Source organism: uncultured Methylibium sp., from assembly GCF_902826655.1.
In the GTDB taxonomy this organism is placed as follows: Bacteria; Pseudomonadota; Gammaproteobacteria; order Burkholderiales; family Burkholderiaceae_C; genus Methylibium.
On the sequence record NZ_CADEFR010000027.1, the window covers coordinates 25,832 to 43,923 of the forward strand.

21 protein-coding genes are annotated in these 18,092 nt (G+C 72.4%); 9 read left to right on the forward strand and 12 right to left on the reverse strand.

Annotated elements, in window-relative coordinates; translation table 11 throughout:
• Nucleotides 1–11 precede the first annotated feature (11 nt).
• The 3 genes from QZV97_RS12320 to QZV97_RS12330 form a co-directional block, all read right to left on the reverse strand.
• Nucleotides 12–449 (reverse strand): DUF4864 domain-containing protein, encoded by a 438-nt coding sequence (locus QZV97_RS12320; RefSeq protein WP_295642306.1) that lies wholly within the window; start codon nt 447–449, stop codon nt 12–14.
• An 11-nt stretch (nt 450–460) separates the two neighbouring features.
• Entirely contained in the window at nt 461–835 is a 375-nt protein-coding gene (locus QZV97_RS12325) for a hypothetical protein (RefSeq protein WP_295642308.1), read from the reverse strand.
• Nucleotides 836–934: 99 nt separating this feature from the next.
• Nucleotides 935–1,540 (reverse strand): hypothetical protein, encoded by a 606-nt coding sequence (locus QZV97_RS12330; RefSeq protein ID WP_295642310.1) that lies wholly within the window; start codon nt 1,538–1,540, stop codon nt 935–937.
• An 86-nt stretch (nt 1,541–1,626) separates the two neighbouring features.
• On the opposite strand from QZV97_RS12330, the gene QZV97_RS12335 reads away from it, so the two are divergent.
• The 4 genes from QZV97_RS12335 to QZV97_RS12350 are packed head-to-tail and all read left to right on the forward strand — an operon-like array spanning nt 1,627 to nt 5,148.
• Entirely contained in the window at nt 1,627–2,232 is a 606-nt protein-coding gene (locus tag QZV97_RS12335; RefSeq protein WP_295642312.1) for a paraquat-inducible protein A, read from the forward strand.
• Nucleotides 2,229–2,885, forward strand: coding sequence for a paraquat-inducible protein A (locus QZV97_RS12340; protein ID WP_295642314.1), 657 nt, complete (start codon nt 2,229–2,231; stop codon nt 2,883–2,885). Before QZV97_RS12335 ends, QZV97_RS12340 begins: the two co-directional genes overlap by 4 nt.
• Complete coding sequence (locus tag QZV97_RS12345; protein WP_295642316.1) at nt 2,882–4,555, forward strand: MlaD family protein; 1,674 nt, start codon at nt 2,882–2,884, stop codon at nt 4,553–4,555. Before QZV97_RS12340 ends, QZV97_RS12345 begins: the two co-directional genes overlap by 4 nt.
• Nucleotides 4,552–5,148, forward strand: coding sequence for a membrane integrity-associated transporter subunit PqiC (locus QZV97_RS12350; protein WP_295642318.1), 597 nt, complete (start codon nt 4,552–4,554; stop codon nt 5,146–5,148). Before QZV97_RS12345 ends, QZV97_RS12350 begins: the two co-directional genes overlap by 4 nt.
• A gap of 6 nt (nt 5,149–5,154) precedes the next feature.
• On the opposite strand, the gene QZV97_RS12355 is transcribed toward QZV97_RS12350, so the two are convergent.
• Nucleotides 5,155–5,511 (reverse strand): hypothetical protein, encoded by a 357-nt coding sequence (locus QZV97_RS12355; RefSeq protein ID WP_295642320.1) that lies wholly within the window; start codon nt 5,509–5,511, stop codon nt 5,155–5,157.
• 391 nt (nt 5,512–5,902) lie between these two features.
• On the opposite strand from QZV97_RS12355, the gene QZV97_RS12360 reads away from it, so the two are divergent.
• On the forward strand, nt 5,903–6,613 hold the full coding sequence (locus tag QZV97_RS12360; protein WP_295642322.1) for a FliA/WhiG family RNA polymerase sigma factor: 711 nt from the start codon (nt 5,903–5,905) through the stop codon (nt 6,611–6,613).
• A 73-nt stretch (nt 6,614–6,686) separates the two neighbouring features.
• Nucleotides 6,687–7,409 carry a FliA/WhiG family RNA polymerase sigma factor gene (locus tag QZV97_RS12365; protein ID WP_295642324.1) on the forward strand — a complete coding sequence of 241 codons (723 nt, stop codon included), beginning with the start codon at nt 6,687–6,689 and terminating at the stop codon, nt 7,407–7,409.
• Here QZV97_RS12365 and QZV97_RS12370 read toward each other — a convergent pair.
• On the reverse strand, nt 7,384–7,521 hold the full coding sequence (locus QZV97_RS12370) for a hypothetical protein (protein WP_295642326.1): 138 nt from the start codon (nt 7,519–7,521) through the stop codon (nt 7,384–7,386). The genes QZV97_RS12365 and QZV97_RS12370 overlap by 26 nt on opposite strands.
• Before the next feature lie 110 nt (nt 7,522–7,631).
• On the opposite strand from QZV97_RS12370, the gene QZV97_RS12375 reads away from it, so the two are divergent.
• Both QZV97_RS12375 and QZV97_RS12380 read left to right on the forward strand, forming a co-directional pair.
• Nucleotides 7,632–8,669 (forward strand): M14 family zinc carboxypeptidase, encoded by a 1,038-nt coding sequence (locus tag QZV97_RS12375; protein ID WP_295642327.1) that lies wholly within the window; start codon nt 7,632–7,634, stop codon nt 8,667–8,669.
• 51 nt (nt 8,670–8,720) lie between these two features.
• Complete coding sequence (locus QZV97_RS12380; protein WP_295642329.1) at nt 8,721–9,989, forward strand: GAF domain-containing sensor histidine kinase; 1,269 nt, start codon at nt 8,721–8,723, stop codon at nt 9,987–9,989.
• Here QZV97_RS12380 and QZV97_RS12385 read toward each other — a convergent pair.
• The 3 genes from QZV97_RS12385 to QZV97_RS12395 are packed head-to-tail and all read right to left on the reverse strand — an operon-like array spanning nt 9,976 to nt 12,769.
• Complete coding sequence (locus tag QZV97_RS12385) at nt 9,976–10,824, reverse strand: LytTR family DNA-binding domain-containing protein (RefSeq protein ID WP_295642331.1); 849 nt, start codon at nt 10,822–10,824, stop codon at nt 9,976–9,978. The genes QZV97_RS12380 and QZV97_RS12385 overlap by 14 nt on opposite strands.
• Complete coding sequence (locus tag QZV97_RS12390; protein WP_295642333.1) at nt 10,821–11,261, reverse strand: hypothetical protein; 441 nt, start codon at nt 11,259–11,261, stop codon at nt 10,821–10,823. The genes QZV97_RS12385 and QZV97_RS12390 overlap by 4 nt, the downstream gene beginning before the upstream one ends.
• Nucleotides 11,258–12,769 carry a histidine kinase gene (locus QZV97_RS12395; RefSeq protein ID WP_295642334.1) on the reverse strand — a complete coding sequence of 504 codons (1,512 nt, stop codon included), beginning with the start codon at nt 12,767–12,769 and terminating at the stop codon, nt 11,258–11,260. The genes QZV97_RS12390 and QZV97_RS12395 overlap by 4 nt, the downstream gene beginning before the upstream one ends.
• A gap of 227 nt (nt 12,770–12,996) precedes the next feature.
• On the opposite strand from QZV97_RS12395, the gene QZV97_RS12400 reads away from it, so the two are divergent.
• Nucleotides 12,997–13,932 carry a CysB family HTH-type transcriptional regulator gene (locus QZV97_RS12400; RefSeq protein ID WP_295642336.1) on the forward strand — a complete coding sequence of 312 codons (936 nt, stop codon included), beginning with the start codon at nt 12,997–12,999 and terminating at the stop codon, nt 13,930–13,932.
• A gap of 16 nt (nt 13,933–13,948) precedes the next feature.
• Here QZV97_RS12400 and QZV97_RS12405 read toward each other — a convergent pair whose 3' ends face one another.
• The 4 genes from QZV97_RS12405 to QZV97_RS12420 are packed head-to-tail and all read right to left on the reverse strand — an operon-like array spanning nt 13,949 to nt 17,790.
• Nucleotides 13,949–15,004, reverse strand: a complete 1,056-nt coding sequence (locus QZV97_RS12405) for a sulfate/molybdate ABC transporter ATP-binding protein (protein ID WP_295642338.1) — start codon at nt 15,002–15,004, stop codon at nt 13,949–13,951.
• Between the two features lie 10 nt (nt 15,005–15,014).
• A complete protein-coding gene (cysW, locus tag QZV97_RS12410; RefSeq protein WP_295642340.1) occupies nt 15,015–15,917 on the reverse strand; it encodes a sulfate ABC transporter permease subunit CysW in 903 nt (300 codons plus the stop codon).
• Between the two features lies 1 nt (nt 15,918).
• Nucleotides 15,919–16,755, reverse strand: a complete 837-nt coding sequence (gene cysT, locus QZV97_RS12415; RefSeq protein ID WP_295642342.1) for a sulfate ABC transporter permease subunit CysT — start codon at nt 16,753–16,755, stop codon at nt 15,919–15,921.
• Nucleotides 16,756–16,776: 21 nt separating this feature from the next.
• Nucleotides 16,777–17,790 carry a sulfate ABC transporter substrate-binding protein gene (locus tag QZV97_RS12420; RefSeq protein WP_295642343.1) on the reverse strand — a complete coding sequence of 338 codons (1,014 nt, stop codon included), beginning with the start codon at nt 17,788–17,790 and terminating at the stop codon, nt 16,777–16,779.
• Nucleotides 17,791–18,092: the final 302 nt, after the last annotated feature.

Here is an 18,092-nt window from a genome sequence, read left to right on the forward strand (position 1 = left end):
CGCGCGCAGCCTCAGGCGGTGCGCCCCTCGCTCGCCTTCAGATCGCAACCCGCGATGCGCCAGCTGCCGTCGGCCTGGCGTTCCATGCGGTAGGCAGCCAGCCAGCTGCGGCCGCGGGCGTCGGTGAAGAGCACGCCCTGGGTCAGCTCGCCAGCGATGCGCACGGCCTTCAGGAAACGCACCGCCGACGGCCGGTGCACCACCGGGTAGTGCTGTTTCACCATCGCGACGAAGCGCTCGGCCTGGCCGAACTGCTGGCGCAGCGCCGGCGAGGCCTGGGCGAAGGCGCGCTCGGCATCGTCGGCGCCGAAGGCGTCGAGCTGGGCCTGGATGGTGGCGCGCACCTGTTGCGCCTCGGCCTCGCTCACCGCCGCCGGTGCGGCCGCCGCGGCCGCGACCCCGGCCAGCAGGCCGGTGAGCACGGCGCGGCGGGTCAGCAGCGGGCGCATGGCCGTGAGCTTCAGGACGCCAGCGGCGCCGGTGCCGACGTGGCCCAGCTCGGCCGGCCGAGCCAGACGAAGGGCTCGGTCTCGCGGTGGTCGAAGCCGCGCTGGATGGCCGCGAGCCGCGCGCGCTGCGCCAGGCTTTCGACATGGGCGCCGCTCAGTTGCAGCGGCGGCGTCTCGCCGTCGCGCTCGAAGCGGCGCAGCGCCGCGAGGCCGGCCACGAAGACGGGGTAGCCGGCCAGCACCGGCAGCAGCTGGCCCAGCGCGGCCAGCTCGTCCGCACTGCAGCGCGCGGCGACCAGGGCCGAGAAGGTGTCGAAGTCGGCGCTGCGGCGCGACGCGGCGGTGGCAACGAGGCGGGCAAGCAGGCAGGCGCGGTCGGGGCTCATGGCGGCGTCGGGGTCGGTGTCGCGATGCCAATCTCTACGCAGACGCCGGCCCGCGGGATGCAGGCCGTGGGCCGCGCGCTGCCAACTACTGCGCAGGCCCTAGAAGAACCCGGCCTTGCTGGCCCCGCCCATCGCGGCCTTGACCAGCTCGCCGACCTGGGCGCCGACGTCGTCGGCCGCGGGCGTGCTGGTGTTCGCGGTCCACATCAGCTTGCTGCTGGCCACGTCGGTCAGCAACGTGTTGGCGCCGTAGGCGGTGCTCACTTTCGGGCCGCCGATCGGCAGCGAGATGCCGAGCCCGCCGCCGACCCGGCCGCCACCGCCGCCCACGCCGATGCCGATCGACGGGCCGCCGCCGACCACGCGCGCCGACGGTGCCACGCTGGTCAGCAGCACCGCGCGGGCGCCGGCCGCGCGGGCGGCCGGCAGGTAGGCGTCGGCGGTGCCGGCACGGCCCGGGACCGGCGTGGCCTGCGCCTGCGCCAGCAGCGGCGTCGCGCCGAAGGCCACGACCTCGCCGGCCAGGCGCTCCTGGCAGGTCCTGATCAGCACCGCGTCGGGCGCCTCGCAGACGACGAAGAGCTTGCTGCCACGCAAGGACTGGCCCGCGAACTGCGGATCGCTCCATTGCGAGTCGAGCTGGGTCGAGGCGCAGCCGGCACACAGCAGGGCCAGCACGCCGGCACGCAGAGGGTTCGCGTTCATCGGGACTCCGGGCTGAGGGCGATGCGGCCAGCTTACTCCCCGGCCGAACCGGGTTCGATCGGCCGGGTTTGTTAGGCTCCGCCCCCATGTGGGCCTGTCACGACTGCGATGCCCTGCAACGCGAAGTGAGCCTGCCGTCCGGCGGCAGCGCGCGCTGCTGGCGCTGCGGCGCGCTGCTGTGCCGCGCCTGCGACGACGACGACACGGCGGCGGTCGAGCGCACGCTGGCCCTGACGCTGGCCGCGGCCGTGCTGTTCGTCGTGGCACTGGGCTTTCCGCTGGTCGGCCTGGACATGCAGGGCAGCCGCCACAGCACCACGCTGGGCGGCGCGGTCGCGACGCTGTGGCAGCAGGATTCGAAGCTGGTGGCGACGCTGGTGGCGACGACCACGATGCTGCTGCCGAGCCTGGAACTCGGCGCGATGCTGTGGCTGCTGCTGCCGCTGTCGCTGGGGCAGCGGCCGGCGGCCGGGCGCGAGGTGCTGCGCGGGCTGCTGGCGATCCGGCCCTGGGGCATGGTCGAGGTCTTCGTGCTGGGCGTGCTGGTCGCGCTGGTCAAGCTGGCCAGCATCGCCAGCGTGCTGCCGGGCGTGGCGCTGTGGTGCTTCGGCGGGCTGATCTTCCTGTTCGCCGCGGCGGCGGCGAGCTTCGACGCGCACCAGACCTGGCACCGGCTGGAGGTCGCGACATGAACCTGACGCAGGCCACGGCGGCACCGACGGCGCGCGGGGCGGGACTGCTGAGCTGCCATGTCTGCGGCCGCCTCAGCCGGCCGGCCGCGGCGCCGATGGCCTCGCAGTGCCCGCGCTGCGGCAGCGGCCTGCACCGTCGCCGCCCGGCGAGCCTGCTGCGCACCTGGGCCTTCCTGTTCGCCGCCGCGGTCCTCTACGTGCCGGCCAACGTGCTGCCGGTGATGCGCTCGAGCTCGCTGTTCGGCGCGCAGGACGACACCATCTGGTCCGGCATCGTCTACCTGTGGCTGGAAGGCTCGTGGTTCCTGGCGGTGCTGGTCTTCGTCGCCAGCATCGTGGTGCCGCTGGCCAAGCTGCTGGTGCTGGGCGGGCTGGCGGCGAGCGCGCAGCTCAAGTCGACCGCAGTGCCGCTGCTGCGCGCCCGCGCCTACCGCGTGATCGAGTTCGTCGGCCGCTGGTCGATGCTGGACATCTACGTCGTGACGCTGCTGGTCGGGCTGGTGCAGCTGCAGTCGGTGGCCGCCATCGAGGCCGGGCCCGGCGCGCTGGCCTTCGGCGCGGTGGTGGTGCTGACGATGTTCGCGTCGCTGAGCTTCGATCCGCGGCTGATCTGGGATCCGCTGGATGCGCCGGCGGCCGGGAGGCGCGCTTGAGCGAGTCCCCCGCGGGCGAAGAGCAGATCCCGGACGCCGTCGCCGTGCCGCGCCGGCGCCGCAGCAGCTGGCTGGTGTGGCTGATCCCGCTGATCGCGGCGCTGGTCGGGCTGACGCTGGCGACGCGCGCGCTGCTGGACAACGGCCCGACGATCACGATCGACTTCAAGACCGCCGAGGACATCGAGCCCGGCAAGACCCGCATCAAGTACAAGAACGTCGACATCGGCACCGTCAGGAAGGTCGCGCTGTCGGAAGACGGCCGCGGCGTCGTCGTCACCGCGGCGATGACGAAGGACGCGCAGCCGCTGCTGCGCGAGGACACGCGCTTCTGGGTGGTGCGCGCGCGCTTCGCCGGCGGGGGCATCACCGGCCTGTCGACGCTGCTCTCGGGCGCCTACATCGGCATCGACATCGGCCAGTCCGAGGACTCGAGGCGCGACTTCGTCGGCCTGGAGACGCCGCCGACCGTGACCACCGACGAGCCCGGCCGCGAGTTCGTGCTGCGCAGCCCCGACCTCGGGTCGATCGACGTCGGCTCGCCGGTGTACTTCCGCCGCATCCCGGTCGGCAAGGTGACCTCGACGCAGCTCGACGACGACGGTCGCGGCGTCACGCTGCGCGTCTTCGTCGCCGCGCCGCACGAGCGCCACGTCACCGAGAACACGCGCTTCTGGCACGCCAGCGGCATCGACGTCGCGCTCGACGCGGCCGGCGGCCTGAAGCTGCACACGCAGTCGCTGATGTCCATCGTGCTGGGCGGCATCGCCTTCGGCGCGCCCGAGGGCGTCGACGCAGCCACCGAGGCGCGCGCCGGCGCCAACTTCCGGCTGTTCGAGAACCAGGGCCAGGCGATGCGCCGCAGCGATGCCGAGGTGACCACGATGGTGGCCTACTTCAGCGAGTCGCTGCGCGGCCTGGCGCCCGGGGCCGAGGTCGACTTCCGCGGCGTCGTGGTCGGCGAGGTCACGTCCATCGACGTCCGCTACGACCGCGACCAGCGCGAGTTCCGCTTTCCGGTGCAGATGGTGCTGTACCGCGACCGGCTGGGCTCCAAGGTCAGCGCCGCGATCGCGCGCGCCCGCGTCGACCCCGAGGTGCTGCTGCGGCGCTCGATCGACCGCGGCCTGCGCGCCCAGCTGCGCACCGGCAACCTGCTGACCGGCGCGCGCTATGTCGCACTCGACTTCTTCCCCGGGGCCGGCAGGCGCGCCGCCGCGGCCGACCCCGACCCCACCGGCCACGTCGAGATCCCGACGGTGCCGGGCAGCCTCGAGGACCTGCAGGCGACGCTGACCAGCATCGTCAAGCGCATCGACAGCGTGCCCTTCGACCGCATCGCCGAGGAGCTGCGCGCGACGCTGAAGACGCTGGACAGCACGCTGCGCAGCGCCGAGCAGCTGACGCGCCGGCTCGACGGCGAGGTCGCCGGCATCGCGCCCGAGCTGAAGGCCGCGATCGCCGAGACGCACCAGACCATGCGCTCGGCCGGCCAGCTGCTGGCCAGCGACGCGCCGACGCAGCAGGACCTGCGCGAGGCGCTGCGCGAGCTGTCGCGCGCTGCGCAGTCGCTGCGCGAGCTGACCGACTACGTGCAACGCCGGCCGGAGTCCGTCCTGCGCGGCAAGCCCATCGAGGCCGACGACGGCCAGAAGGCGGGGACCCGGTGAACCAGCGCTCTTTTCTCCAGGCCGCGTCGGCGCTGGTTCTCGTGACCCTCGGCGCCTGCGCGGTGGCGCCGCCGGAGCGCTTCTACCGCCTGGCGGTCGCGCGGGCCCAGACGGCGACCGCTGCCGCGCCCGGCGCGCCGGTGATCGCCGTCGGCGCGGTCGTGCTGCCCGACTGGGTCGACCGGCCGCAGATCGCGACGCTGGGTCCCGGCAGTCGCGTGCAGGTCTCGGAGATGCACCGCTGGGCCGAGCCGCTGCGGCCGGCCATCGGCCGCGTGGTGGCCGAGCAGCTGTCGGCCGCGCTCGGCGCGCCGCTGGTCTATGCCTGGCCGCAGACGGCGGTGGCCGAGCCGGCCTTCCGCGTCACGCTCAACGTGCAGCGCTTCGACGCCGAGCTGGGCGGCGCGGTGGACGACGAGGTGTTGTGGACCGTGCGGCGCGTGGCCGACGGGGCCTTGCGCTCGGGGCGCAGCGCGGGGCGCGCACTCATGGCCGGGGCGAGCCACGACGCGCTGGCCGCGGCCCACGTCGAGGCGCTGGCCGCGGTGTCGCGCGAGATCGCGCTGGCGATCGGGGAGCTGGGTCCGCGCTGAGCGCGATCAGGAACCGAAGAACAGGCGGAAGACCTCGGGCTCGAAGACTTCGCGCGACTCCAGGCCTTCCAGCGTCTCGCGGAAGGGTTCGGACGGCGCGGCCAGGTCGAGGTCGGCGGCCATGGTCTCGATCCAGGCCGGCGAGGTGGCGGCTTCGACGCGATCCGCCAGCGGCCGTGAGCCGAGCACCACCAGGCGCTGCGTCAGCGAATCCGCGAACGAGGGCAGCTCCTCCCACTCGATGGCATCGGTGATCGGGGCCGCGTGGTGGGCCGGGACATGACGCGTCGCTTTGTGGCTGTGATGTTGAAGCATGGCAACCTCGCTCAGGATGTTGCAAAGCTTATCGGCCGCGCTTGTCACGGGTGAATCCGAAAAGCAAGCCTCCGACCGGCCACTTCGCCGTGCCGGCCGCCGAAGCGTGACTTCCTTGGCCCGTGGTCCGGGGTCAGGCCCCCGGACCGGGGGAGCGCCGCTGCAGCGCCGGCGCATCGTTGTCGCGCCTTCGGCACCCGGGCGTCGCGCGTGAGCCCGCAGATGTAGCAGGTTGCTGCGCCGCGGCGTGCCGAAGCGGCGGCCGCGGCCGGTTCGCCGCGGCAGGCACCGGCCGGCACGCGAGGCCCGCCGCGCGCTTCACGTGAGGAAGTCACGCGCATGAACGTCAGCGCCGCTACAGCTTTGCTGACGCTTGTTACGTCGTGTGAGTGAACGTCGCGCCGGGGCTTCGATACTCGCCCCACTTCCCGCCGCATCGATGAATCTGACCCGGACCCGATCCTGCAAGCGCAGTGCGCAACTGCTGGCGCATGAAGCGCTGATCCGCAAGATCGCCGGCCGGCTGCGGGCCCGCCTGCCCGCCGGCATCGACATGGACGAGCTGATGCAGGCCGGGCTGATCGGCCTGAACGACGCGCTGTCGCGCTTCGTCGGCGACCAGGGGGCCAGCTTCGACAGCTATGCCTCGCGCCGCATCCAGGGCGCGATGCTCGACTCGCTGCGCAGCAACGACAGCCTGCCGCGCGAGGCCCGGGCGCGGCAGCGCGAGCTGCGCGCCGCGGTGCAGGAACTCGAGCACCGGCTGCTGCGCGCGCCGCGCGCCCAGGAGGTCGCCAACACGCTGGGCTGGTCGCTCGCCGCGGTGCACCGCTGCATGGCCGAGGCCGGCGGCAGCGCGCTGCGTGACGGCGAGGCGCTGGCCGAGATCGAGGACGACGACGAGGTCTTCCACACCGCCGACGACCAGGCCGATCCGATGGACTCGCTGCAGCGCCGCCAGCGCCACAGCGCGCTCAACACCGCCTTCGGCGCGCTCGAGGAGCGCGAGCAGCAGGTCATGCAGATGCTCTACGAGGGCGGGCTCGACCACCGCGGCGCCGCGGTCACGCTGGGCGTCAGCCCCTCGCGCGTGTCGCAGATGCACGCGGCCGCGGTCGAGAAGCTCAAGCGCCGCCTGCGCGACTGGTAACTCGTCCGCGCCGTCCGCGGGTGGCGCTAGAGTCGAAGCCTGGTCGCCGGCAAGCCGCCGCGGCCGGGCCGACATGACCGCGCCGCCCCGAGAGACCCCTGCCGACCGCTGCGACCGGCTGCGCAAGCACCGCGCGCTGGTGCGCAAGATCGCCTCGCGGCTGCGCGCGCGCCTGCCGGCCGGCGTCGACATGGACGAGCTGCTGCAGGCCGGCCTGATCGGCCTGAACGAGGCGATCGACCGCTTCGAGTCCGGTTTCGGCGCCAGCTTCGACACCTACGCCTCGCGCCGCATCGAGGGCGCGATGCTCGACAGCCTGCGCGCCGCCGACGTGCTGTCGCGCGAGTCGCGCGCCGAGCAGCGCGCCATCCGCGACGCCGTCAAGCGCCTCGAGCACCGGCTGCTGCGCGCGCCGCGCGCGATGGAGGTGGCGCAGGAACTCGGCTGGTCGCTGGCCCACCTGCACGCGCGCATGGTCGAGGCCGGCGCCGCGTCGATGCGCGACGGCGACGAGCCGCTGGCCGACGAGGCGCCGGCGCCCGAGACCGAACACGACACCGGCTTCGACGAGCACGCCGACCCGATGCAGGCGCTGCAGCGCCGTCAGCGCAGCGTGGCGCTGAACACCGCCTTCGACACGCTCGAGGAGCGCGAGCAGGAGCTGATGACGATGCTCTACGACCGCGGGCTCGACCACCGCGGCGCGGCCGAGCAGCTCGGCCTCAGCCGCTCGCGCGTGTCGCAGATGCACACGGCGGTGGTCGAGAAGCTCAAGCGCCGCCTGCGCGACTGGTGAGCCGGCCGGCCCAGCGCGAGCGGCACAGCGCAACGAACTCGATCGCGCCCCACAGCAGGCTGCCGCCCAGTGCCGGCAGGCGGGTCGTGGGAATGCGCAGCCGTCCGTTCATGGCTGCACGCTAGCCGCGCCGCATGACAGCGCGATGGCAGCCGCGTGAACCCCGGCGCGGCCCCGGGCTGCTGCGCGGCGGTGGCGCCCGGCGCCCTATGCTCGCCCGCCGTGACCGACACCGAGCTGCCCGAACTGGTCGAGCTGCAGCGCATCGTCGCGCGCGGCGGCCCGCTGCTGCAGTGCCGCCAGGTTGGCGAGGTCCAGGCCTGGGAGCGGCGCTTCCCGGTGCACGTGGTCACGCTCGGCAATCCCGACCCGGCGCTGCCGGCGGTCGGCTACTTCGGCGGCGTGCACGGGCTCGAGCGGATCGGCGCCGAGGTCGTGCTGGCCGGCCTGCGCAGCCTGGTCGGCCGCCTGGCCTGGGACGCGCTGCTGCACCGGCAGCTCGAATCGATGCGCCTGGTCTTCATGCCGATCGTCAACCCGGGCGGCCTGTGGCGCGGCACGCGCGCCAACCCGCAGGGCGTGGACCTGATGCGCAACGCACCGGTCGATGCGACGGACCCGGTGCCCTTCCTCGTCGGTGGCCAGCGCCTCGGTGCCGGCCTGCCCTGGTACCGCGGGCCGGCGGGCGCGCCGATGCAGGCCGAGAGCCGCGCACTGTGCGAGGTGGTCGAGGCCGAGCTGCTGGGCCGGCCGTTCGCGATCGCGCTCGACTGCCACTCCGGCTTCGGCCTGCACGACCGCCTGTGGTTCCCGTTCGCGCACACCGCGCGGCCGATCGCCCACCTGCCCGAGCTGCAGGCGCTGGGCGCGGTGCTCGACGAGACCCACGCGCAGCACCGCTACGTGCTGGAACCGCAGAGCCGCCAGTACCTGGCGCACGGCGACCTGTGGGACCACCTCTACCTGCGCGCCGCCGACGTCGCGCCGCAGCAGGTCTTCCTGCCGCTGACGCTGGAGATGGGCTCGTGGCTGTGGGTCAAGAAGAACCCGCGCCAGCTGTTCTCGCGCCACGGCATCTTCAATCCGCTGATCCAGCACCGCCAGCAGCGCGTGCTGCGGCGCCACCTGGTGTTCCTGGACTTCGTCGCGCGCGCCGCCTGCAGCCACGAGCGCTGGCGCCCGGCCGGCGCGGCACGCGAGCAGGCGCGCGAGCAGGCCCTGCAGCGCTGGTATCGCCGCGAGGTCCGGGCCGGGGCCTGACGAGCGCCTGTCAGGCGGGCGACGCGGCTTCAGGAAGCCCGCCTTGCGCCGATGACCGCGCAGGAGCAGCATCGCTTCGTCGGCCTTTTCATCATGGACACCACCCCGGCCCTGACCGGCTGCGCCCCCCGCCTGGAGGGCGAGGCCGAACGCCTGGCCCTGCTCCACTCGCTGGAGCTGCTGGACACGCCGGCCGAGACGGCCTTCGACGCGATCACGCGCCTGGCCGCACAGATCACCGGCCGGCCGATCGCGCTGATCGGCCTGGTCGACGCCGAGCGCACCTGGTTCAAGTCGCGCATCGGGCTCGACGCGGACGAGTCGCCGCGCGACATCTCCTTCTGCGGTTTCGCGATCGCCGCCGACGACGTGTTCGAGGTGCCCGACTCGCACGCCGACCCGCGCTTCGTCGCCAACCCGCTGGTGACCGGCGCGCCGCACGTGCGCTACTACGCCGGCGTGCCGCTGCGCGTCGGCGGCCTGCCGATGGGCACCGTCTGCGTCGTCGACCACCAGCCCCACCGGCTCGACGACGGCCAGCGCCAGGCGCTGCGCGAGCTCGGCCGGCTCGGCACCGAGCTGCTGGAGCGGCGGCTGGCCAGCCGCGCGAAGACCGAGTTCATCGGCCACCTCAACCACGAGATGCGCACGCCGATGAACGCCATCCTCGGCTTCGGGCAGCTGCTGCAGCTGGAACTGGAGCGCGACTCGCGACCCGGCCGCCACGCCCAGCACATCGTCGAGGCCGGCCGGCACCTGCTGGAGCTGATCGACGAGTCGCTGGACCTGCTGCGGCTGGAGGCCGGCGCGGCGCGCATCGAGGTCACGCCGCTGGACCTGGTGCCGGTGCTGTCGGCGGTGGGCCGGCTGGTCGCGCCGATGGCCCTGTCGCGCCGCATCGAGCTGGAGATGCGCCTGCCGCAGACGCTGTGCGCCGTGGCCGACGCGCGGCGCGCCAAGCAGGTGCTGCTCAATCTGGCCAGCAACGCGGTCAAGTACAGCCCCGAGGGCAGCCGCGTCGACCTCAGCGCCGGCAGCGACGGGCAGCAGGCCTGGATCGCCGTGGCCGACCACGGGCCGGGCCTGACGGCCGACCACGGGCCGGGCCTGACGGCCGACCAGATCCAGCGGCTGTTCAAGCCCTTCGAGCGGCTCGGCCAGGAGAAGGGCGCGATCGCCGGCACCGGCCTGGGACTGGCGCTGTCGAGCCGCCTGACCGAGGCCATGGGCGGGCAGATCGACGTGCGCAGCGAGCCGGGGACCGGCAGCGTCTTCACGCTGCGCCTGCGCGGTTGCCAGGAGCCGGCTACATCCCCTTGAAGAGGTGCGTGTAGGAGCGGCTGACTTCCAGCTTCTCGGCGTGCCCCCTCACCGCCACCAGCTGGCGGCCGCGCAGGTCGCGGCTGATGCCGGCGATGGCCTTGGCGTTGACCAGCGTCGAGCGGTGGATCTGCCAGAACTGGTCGGGATCCAGCTCGTCGATCAGCTCCTTGATCGGCTTGCGGATCAGCGCCTCGATCTGCGCGGTCTGCACGCGCGTGTACTTCTCGTCGGAGATGAAGAACAGCACCTCGTCGACCGGGATCATCTGGATCTGCTGGCCCACGGTGGCCTGGATCCAGCGCAGCCGCCCCGGGACCGCGGCCGCGTCGCCGCCGCCCTGCTGCAGCTGGCTGGCCAGGCGGGCCAGCAGCGCGTGCAGGTCCTGCGCCGGCGCGGGACGGTCGTCGTCGGCCTGGCTGCGCAGCGCCAGCCGCGCCTTCAGGCGCTGCACCGTGACCTGCAGGCGCTCGCGCTCGGCGGGCTTGAGCACGTAGTCGACGACGCCCTGCTCGAAGGCCTCGACCGCATACTGGTCGTAGGCGGTGATGAAGACGATCTCGCAGGCCGGCGCGTCGTCGGCCGGCTCCAGCCGAGAGATCTCGCGGGCCGCCTCGATGCCGGTCATGCCGGGCATGCGGATGTCCAGGAACACCAGGTCGGGGCGCAGCCGGGCCACCGCCTCGACCGCCTCGACGCCGTTCTTGGCCTCGGCCACGACCTGCAGCTCGGGCCAGACCTCGGCGAGGCGTGCGCGCAGCTGCTCGCGCATCAGGCGCTCGTCGTCGGCGACTACGGCGCGCGGGGCCGGGGGGGTGGGGTCGTTCGGGTTCACTGGGCGCCGATTGTGCCGCCGCCCGTGCCGCCGCCCGTGCCGGCAGCAGCGGCCTCGCCGCGGCGGCTGCGGCGCCACAGCCACCAGGCCAGGCCCGCCGGCAGCAGCAGCGGCGCCAGCAGCAGCACGGCGACACCCAGCAGCGCGCCGAAGGTCACCACCAGCGCCAGCGCCACCATGCCGAAGGCCAGCAGCAGCGCGCTCGGCACCACCACCGCAACCACCAGCAGCGCCAGGGTCACGCCGGCCACCGCGAGCAGCGCGCCGCCGACGCCCAGCTCGGCGATCGCGATGCGCTCGCCGTCGATCTCGACCAGGGCCGACGCGCCGGGCAGGCCGTCGTTCATCAGCGCCCAGCCGCCGGCCGCGGCGGCCAGCAGTGCCAGCACGAGGCCGATGCCCAGCATCGCCAGCGCGAACTTGCCCAGGGTCTTCATGCGGTGGCTCCGGCCTGCGGCTTGGGGGTGTAGGGCAGCGAGATCGACACCCGCGTGCCGCTCGGCGGGTTCTCGGTGATCGACAGGCTGGCGCGGTTGCCGTACAGCAGCTGCAGGCGCTCGCGGATGTTGGCCAGGCCCACGCCGGTGCCGGCGGTCGCGGCCTTGCCGAAGCCCAGGCCGGTGTCCGACACCGTGACCACCAGCTGCCCGTGCACGATCTCGGCGGCGACGCGCAGCAGGCCGCCCTCGGCCTTGGGTTCGAGGCCGTGCTTGATGGCGTTCTCGACCAGCGACTGCAGCATCATCGACGGGAACTCGGCCGACAGCAGGCCGTCGGGCACCGCGATCTCGGTCATCAGGCGCTCTTCCATCCGCACCTTCAGGATCTCGAGGTAGGGCTTGATGACGGCCAGCTCACGGCCGAGGTCGCGGCTCTCCTGCGCGTTGGCCTCGCGCATCGTCGGCATGCTGGCGCGCAGCAGCGAGATCAGGTTGCGCTGCATCTTGCTGGCGCGCGGCGCGTCGGTCTCGATCAGGTGGTCGATGCTGGCCAGGGTGTTGAACAGGAAGTGCGGCTCGACCTGCGCCTGCATCGCCGCCATGCGCGCCTCGACGACCTGGCGCTTCAGCGCCTCGCCCTCGGCCGCCTCGGTGGCCTGGGCGGCCTTGACCTCGGCCTGCACGCGGCCCTTGTAGGTCGCCTTGATGATGATGGAGCCGACGATCCACAGCAGCGCCAGCTGCGTCAGGAAGTCGCCCAGTCTCACCTTGCTGATGCGGATGCGCGGGCTGGAGTCGCCCAGCGCCTCCAGCGCGTCGGCGGCGGCCTGCTCGGCGTCCTCGCGCGCCTGCTCGGCTTCGCGCTTGGCCTGCTCGGCTTCCTCGCGCGCCTCCTCGATCGCGCGCTCGATCTCGGCGCGGGCGGCCTCGACGGCCTCGCGCACACCGGTAGTGTCGACCCCCGAGGGCAGCTCGATGCGCAGCCGGGAGGCCGCGGCCGATGCCGCTTCCGCCGCGTGCTGGGCGGCCGAGGCCGCCGATGCGGCCAGATCTGCCGCTTGCGCCGGCTTGGGCTTGCGGACCACCTTGACGCCGTCGCGGCCGATCGAGATCTCGACGTTCTCCTCGCTGCCGTCGTCGTTGGACTTCTCGATCCGCACGATCGGCCGCGTGCCGGGCGTCGACGCGGCCGGGGCCGGCGCCTCGGGCGGGGCCGGCAGCTGGATCACGGTCGGGGACTTCGGGGGCTTGGGCGGCTTGGGCACCTCGGCCGGACGGGCCGGACGCTCGGTGATGGTCTCGCTGATGGTCCAGGTGAAGGGCGGCAGCTCCGAGACGATGGCCGTGACGATCAGCAGCAGGATCGACAGGAAGGCGAAGCGCCACCAGCTGATGCTCACCAGCCAGTTGGCGTAGGTGTGGAAGTGCCGCACGCTGCTCGCCCGCAGGCGCTGCCAGCGGGTCGGCTCGTTGCCGGGGGGCGGGGGGGACGCAGGAGACTCCATGGGCGGCGACTGTACGGGCCGCCCCCGGGGCCGGCCACCGGCCTGCGACGCACCGCCGCGGCGGCCCGACGGACTGCAGGGCCGGCCGACAGGCCGGAGCCGGGCCGGCTGCCTTATGCCCCTGGCGCACTAGCAAACCAGAAAAATGTGGTTCGCGGCGTCGCCCGGCACCGGAAGAATCGCCGGTTTGCAACCCGGCGCCGGCTCGACCGCGCCCTGGCCCGACGATGAACTTCCAGCAACTGCGGTCGGTCCGCGAGGCGGTCCGGCTCGGCTTCAACCTGACCGAGGTCGCCCAGGCGCTGCACACCTCGCAGCCGGGCGTCAGCCGCCAGATCCGCGAACTCGAGGACGAACTCGGCGTCGAGATCTTCGTGCGCGCCGGCAAGCGCCTGACCGGCCTGACGCCGCCGGGCGCCGCGGTGCTGCCCATCGTCGAGCGCCTGCTGCAGGACGCCGACAACCTGCGGCGCGCCGGCGCCGACTACGCCCAGCAGGGCCACGGCCCGCTGGCCATCGCCGCGACCCACTCGCAGGCGCGCTACGCGCTGCCGCCGGCGGTGCGCGACTTCCGCGCCAGCCATCCCGACGTGCAGCTGCAGCTGCACCAGGGCTCGCCCAAGCAGGTCGCGCAGATGCTGCTGGACGGCGAGGCCGACCTCGGCATCGCCACCGAGGCCCTGGCGCAGTACCCGGACCTGGTCGCCCTGCCCTGCTACCGCTGGACCCACGCGGTGCTGGTGCCGCCCGGCCACGCGCTGCTGGACGGCCAGGCGCTGACGCTGAAGCGCCTGGCGGCCTTCCCGCTGATCACCTACGACGCCGGCTACACCGGCCGCACCCACATCGACGAGGCCTTCGCACGCGAAGACCTGAGCCCGGCGCTGGCGCTGACGGCGATGGATGCCGACGTCATCAAGACCTACGTCGAGCTGGGCCTGGGCGTGGGCATCGTCGCGTCGATCGCCTACGACGAGGAGCGCGACCGGGGCCTGCGTGCGCTGGACGCGCGCCACCTGTTCGCGGTCAACATGACGCGCCTCGCCCTCAAGCGCGGCGCCTACCTGCGCGGCTACGTCTACGACTTCATCGAGAGCTTCGCGCCGACGCTGACGCGCGGCGTCGTGCAGCGCGCGCTGGAGGGCGGCGCGGTCGAGGACTGACGAGCCGCGCCGCGGCTCAGATCATCGCGGCCGGGTCGGTGGCCGGGTCGGTGGCGTGTTCGGTCGCGAAGCGCGTCACCTTGCGCGGCAGCAGATGCACCGTGGCGCCGGGCTCCAGCGGGAAGCGCTGGCGCAGCAGCTGGTACTCGCTGCGCGGCAGCTCGACGTCGACATAGCTGCCGTCGTCGACGCGCTTGAACTCGATGCGCGTGTTCGGGCCCACGGTCAGCGCCTGCGACAGCGTGGCCGGCAGCGAGCCGTCGGCCGGGGCCGGCAGGATCGCCAGCTCGTGCGGACGCACGTAGCTGACCGCATCGCCCGGGGCGTGGCCGAGCCGGCCGTGGAACAGGTTCACGTCGCCCAGGAACTGCAGCACGAAGGGCGTGGCCGGCTTGTCGTAGACCTCGTCCGGCGCGCCTTCCTGCTCGATGCGGCCCTGGTTCATCACGACGATGCGGTCGGCGACCTCCATCGCCTCGTCCTGGTCGTGGGTGACGAAGACGCTGGTCACGTGCACCTCGTCGTGCAGGCGACGCAGCCAGCGGCGCAGCTCCTTGCGCACCTTCGCGTCCAGCGCGCCGAAGGGCTCGTCGAGCAGCAGCACCTTGGGCTCGACGGCCAGCGCGCGGGCCAGCGCGATGCGCTGGCGCTGGCCACCGGAGAGTTGATGCGGGAAGCGGTCGGCCACCCAGTCCAGCTGCACGAGCTTCAGCAGCTCCATCACCTTCTCGCGGATCTTCTCCTCCGACGGCCGCGTCGCCTTGGGGCGCACGCGCAGCCCGAAGGCCACGTTCTCGAAGATCGACATGTGGCCGAACAGCGCGTAGTGCTGGAACACGAAGCCGACCTGGCGCTCGCGCACGTGCGTGTTCGTCGCGTCCTCGCCCTCGAAATGCACGCTGCCGCTGTCGGGCACCTCGAGGCCCGCGATGATGCGCAGCAGCGTGGTCTTGCCGCAGCCCGACGGCCCGAGCAGCGCGACCAGTTCGCCGGCCGGCATCGTCAGGTTGAGGTTGTCGCAGGCGACGGTCGCGCCGAAGCGCTTGTTGAGGTTGCGGACTTCGATGCTCATCTCGTGTCTTTCACTGGGGCCGTTCGAGGCTCACGGCATTCATCTGCTGCTTGACGCGCCGCTCGACCAGGTACTTCAGGACCAGGGTCACCAGCGCCAGGCCGGCCAGCAGCGAGGCCACCGCGAAGGCGGCCGCGAACTGGTATTCGTTGTAGGCGATCTCGATGTGCAGCGGCATCGTGTTGGTCTGGCCGCGGATGTGGCCGCTGACGACGCTGACCGCGCCGAACTCGCCCATCGCCCGCGCATTGCACAGGATCACGCCGTACAGCAGCGCCCACTTCACGTTCGGCAGCGTGACGCGCCAGAACATCTGCCAGCCGTTGGCACCGAGCACGCGTGCGGCCTCCTCCTGCTCGTTGCCCTGCGCCTGCATCAGCGGGATCAGCTCGCGCGCGACGAACGGGAAGGTCACGAACACCGTCGCCAGCACGATGCCGGGCACCGCGAAGATGATCTTCAGGTCGTGGTCGCGCAGCCACCCGCCGAACCAGCCCTGCAGGCCGAAGATCAGCACGTAGATCAGGCCCGAGATCACCGGGCTCACCGAGAACGGCAGGTCGATCAGCGTGAGCAGCACGTTCTTGCCGCGGAAATCGAACTTCGCGATGGTCCAGGCTGCCGCCACGCCGAACACCAGGTTCATCGGCACCGCGATCGCCGCGACGATCAGCGTGAGCTTGATCGCCGACAGCGCGTCGGGCTCGACGATGGCTGCGACATAGACGCTCCAGCCCTTCTTCAGCGCCTCGTAGAACACGGTGCCGAGCGGCACGAACAGGAACAGCGTCAGGAAGACGAGCGCCACCCCGATCAGGGCGCGCCGCACCCAGGCCGGTTCGGTGGTCGCGGACTTCAATGCAGGGGGCGCGACGCTCACGGCGGAGCCTGATGCAGTCAGTACGGCGCTCATGTCAGATCCCGCCCTGGCGACGGCGCGCCCACGACTGCAGCGCGTTGATCGTCAGCATCAGCGCGAAGCTCACCACCAGCATCACGACGGCGATGGCGGTCGCGCCGGCGTAGTCGTACTGCTCGAGCTTGGTGATGATCAGCAGCGGCGTGATCTCGCTGACCATCGGCATGTTGCCGGCGATGAAGATCACCGAGCCGTACTCGCCCAGCGCGCGCGCGAAGGCCAGCGCGAAGCCGGTCAGCAGCGCCGGGCTGACGATCGGGAAGATGACGTGACGGAAGGTCTGCCAGCGGCTCGCGCCCAGCGTCGCCGAGGCTTCCTCCAGTTCCTTGCTCACATGCTCGAGCACCGGCTGCACGGTGCGCACGACGAAGGGCAGGCCGATGAAGGTCAGCGCGACGAAGACGCCGACCGGCGTGTAGCTGACCTTGAACGGCAGGTATTGGCCGATCAGCCCGTTCTGCGCGTAGATCGCGGTCAGCGCGATGCCCGCGACGGCGGTGGGCAGTGCGAACGGCAGGTCGACCAGCGCATCGATCACGCGCTTGAACGGGAACTCGTAGCGCACCAGCACCCAGGCCACGACCAGGCCGAAGATCGCATTGATCGCCGCGCCCAGGAACGACGCGCCGAAGGTCAGCCGGTAGCTCGCCATCACGCGCGGCGAGGTCACCGCGTCCCAGAACGCGCCCCAGGTCAGCGTGAAGGTCTTGAGGAAGGCCGCGCTCAGCGGCAGCAGCACGATCAGGCTCAGGTAGAGCAGCGTGAAGCCGAGCGCGAGGTCGAAGCCCGGCAGCACGCTGTGACGGCGCAGCAGGGTGCGAGAGAAGAACATGGTGGGCGCTCCGGCGGCCGATCAGCGCTTGTTCGAAGAGACGATCCGGTCGTAGCTGCCGCCGTCCCTGAAGTGGTCGGCCTGCGCCTTCTTCCAGCCGCCGAACACCTCGTCGACGGTGAAGGTCGTGAGCTTGGGGAAGTCCGCCGCGTGCTTGGCCAGCACCTTGGCCGAGCGCGGCCGCAGGTGGTACTTGGCCGCGACGGCCTGGCCTTCGTCGGTCCACAGGAACTTGAGGTAGGCCTCGGCCTGCCTGCGCGTGCCCTTGCGGTCGACGACCTTGTCGACCACGGCGACCGGGTTCTCGGCCAGCACCGTCCAGCCGGGATAGACGACCTCGAAGTCACCGCCGAACTCGCGCTTGATCAACGGCACCTCGCTCTCGAAGGTGACCAGCGCGTCGCCCAGGCCGCGCTGCGCAAAGGTGGTGGTCGCGCCGCGCCCGCCGCCGTCGAGCACCGGCACGTTGGCGAAGATGCGGCCGACCAGCGCCTCGGCCGCCGGCGTGCTGACGCCCTTCTTGAGCGCTGCGCCCCAGGCCGCGAGGTAGGTGTAGCGGCCGTTGCCCGAGGTCTTGGGGTTGGGCACGATCACCGACACGCCCTTGCGACCGAGGTCGTCCCAGTCGCGGATGTTCTTCGGGTTGCCCTTGCGCACCAGGATCACCGACACCGACGTGGTCGGCGAGGCGTTGTCGGGCAGGCGCTTGGCCCAGTCGGCGGCCACCAGGCCGCCGCGATCGAACAGGATGTCGATGTCGTTGGCCTGATTCATCGTGATCACGTCGGCCTCCAGGCCGTCGGCCACCGCGCGCGCCTGGGCGCTGGAGCCGCCGTGGCTCTGGTTCACCGTGAGGTCCTCGCCGGTGGTCTTCTTCCAGTGGGCGATGAAGACGGCGTTGTAGTCCTTGTAGAACTCGCGCGAGACGTCGTAGCTGACGTTCAGCAGCGCCGGGCCGGCCGTGGCCAGACCCGCCAGTCCGGCGAGGGTGAGCGCGGCCAGCGCGCGACGGGCGATCGAGGGAGCTGTAGGCATCTTGGGGCTCGGCAGGTTGGACACCGCGACGGGAACTCGGCGAGCCCGGGATGCTAGGCAAGCCGAACCCAAGTCCAAACGACAGTTTGATGGAATGCTTATGCGAATCTCGCACAAGCAGACGCGCCAGCAGGCGCACCGCGGCGGCGGTACGGGCTGCTGGCGCGTGGGTCAGGAGCGAGGCCGAGGGCGGGCGCCGGGCCCGCCGCCGCCTACTTCTTGCTGTAGATCTGGTCGAACACGCCGCCGTCGGCGAAGTGGGTCTTCTGGGCCTTGGTCCAGCCGCCGAACACGTCGTCGAT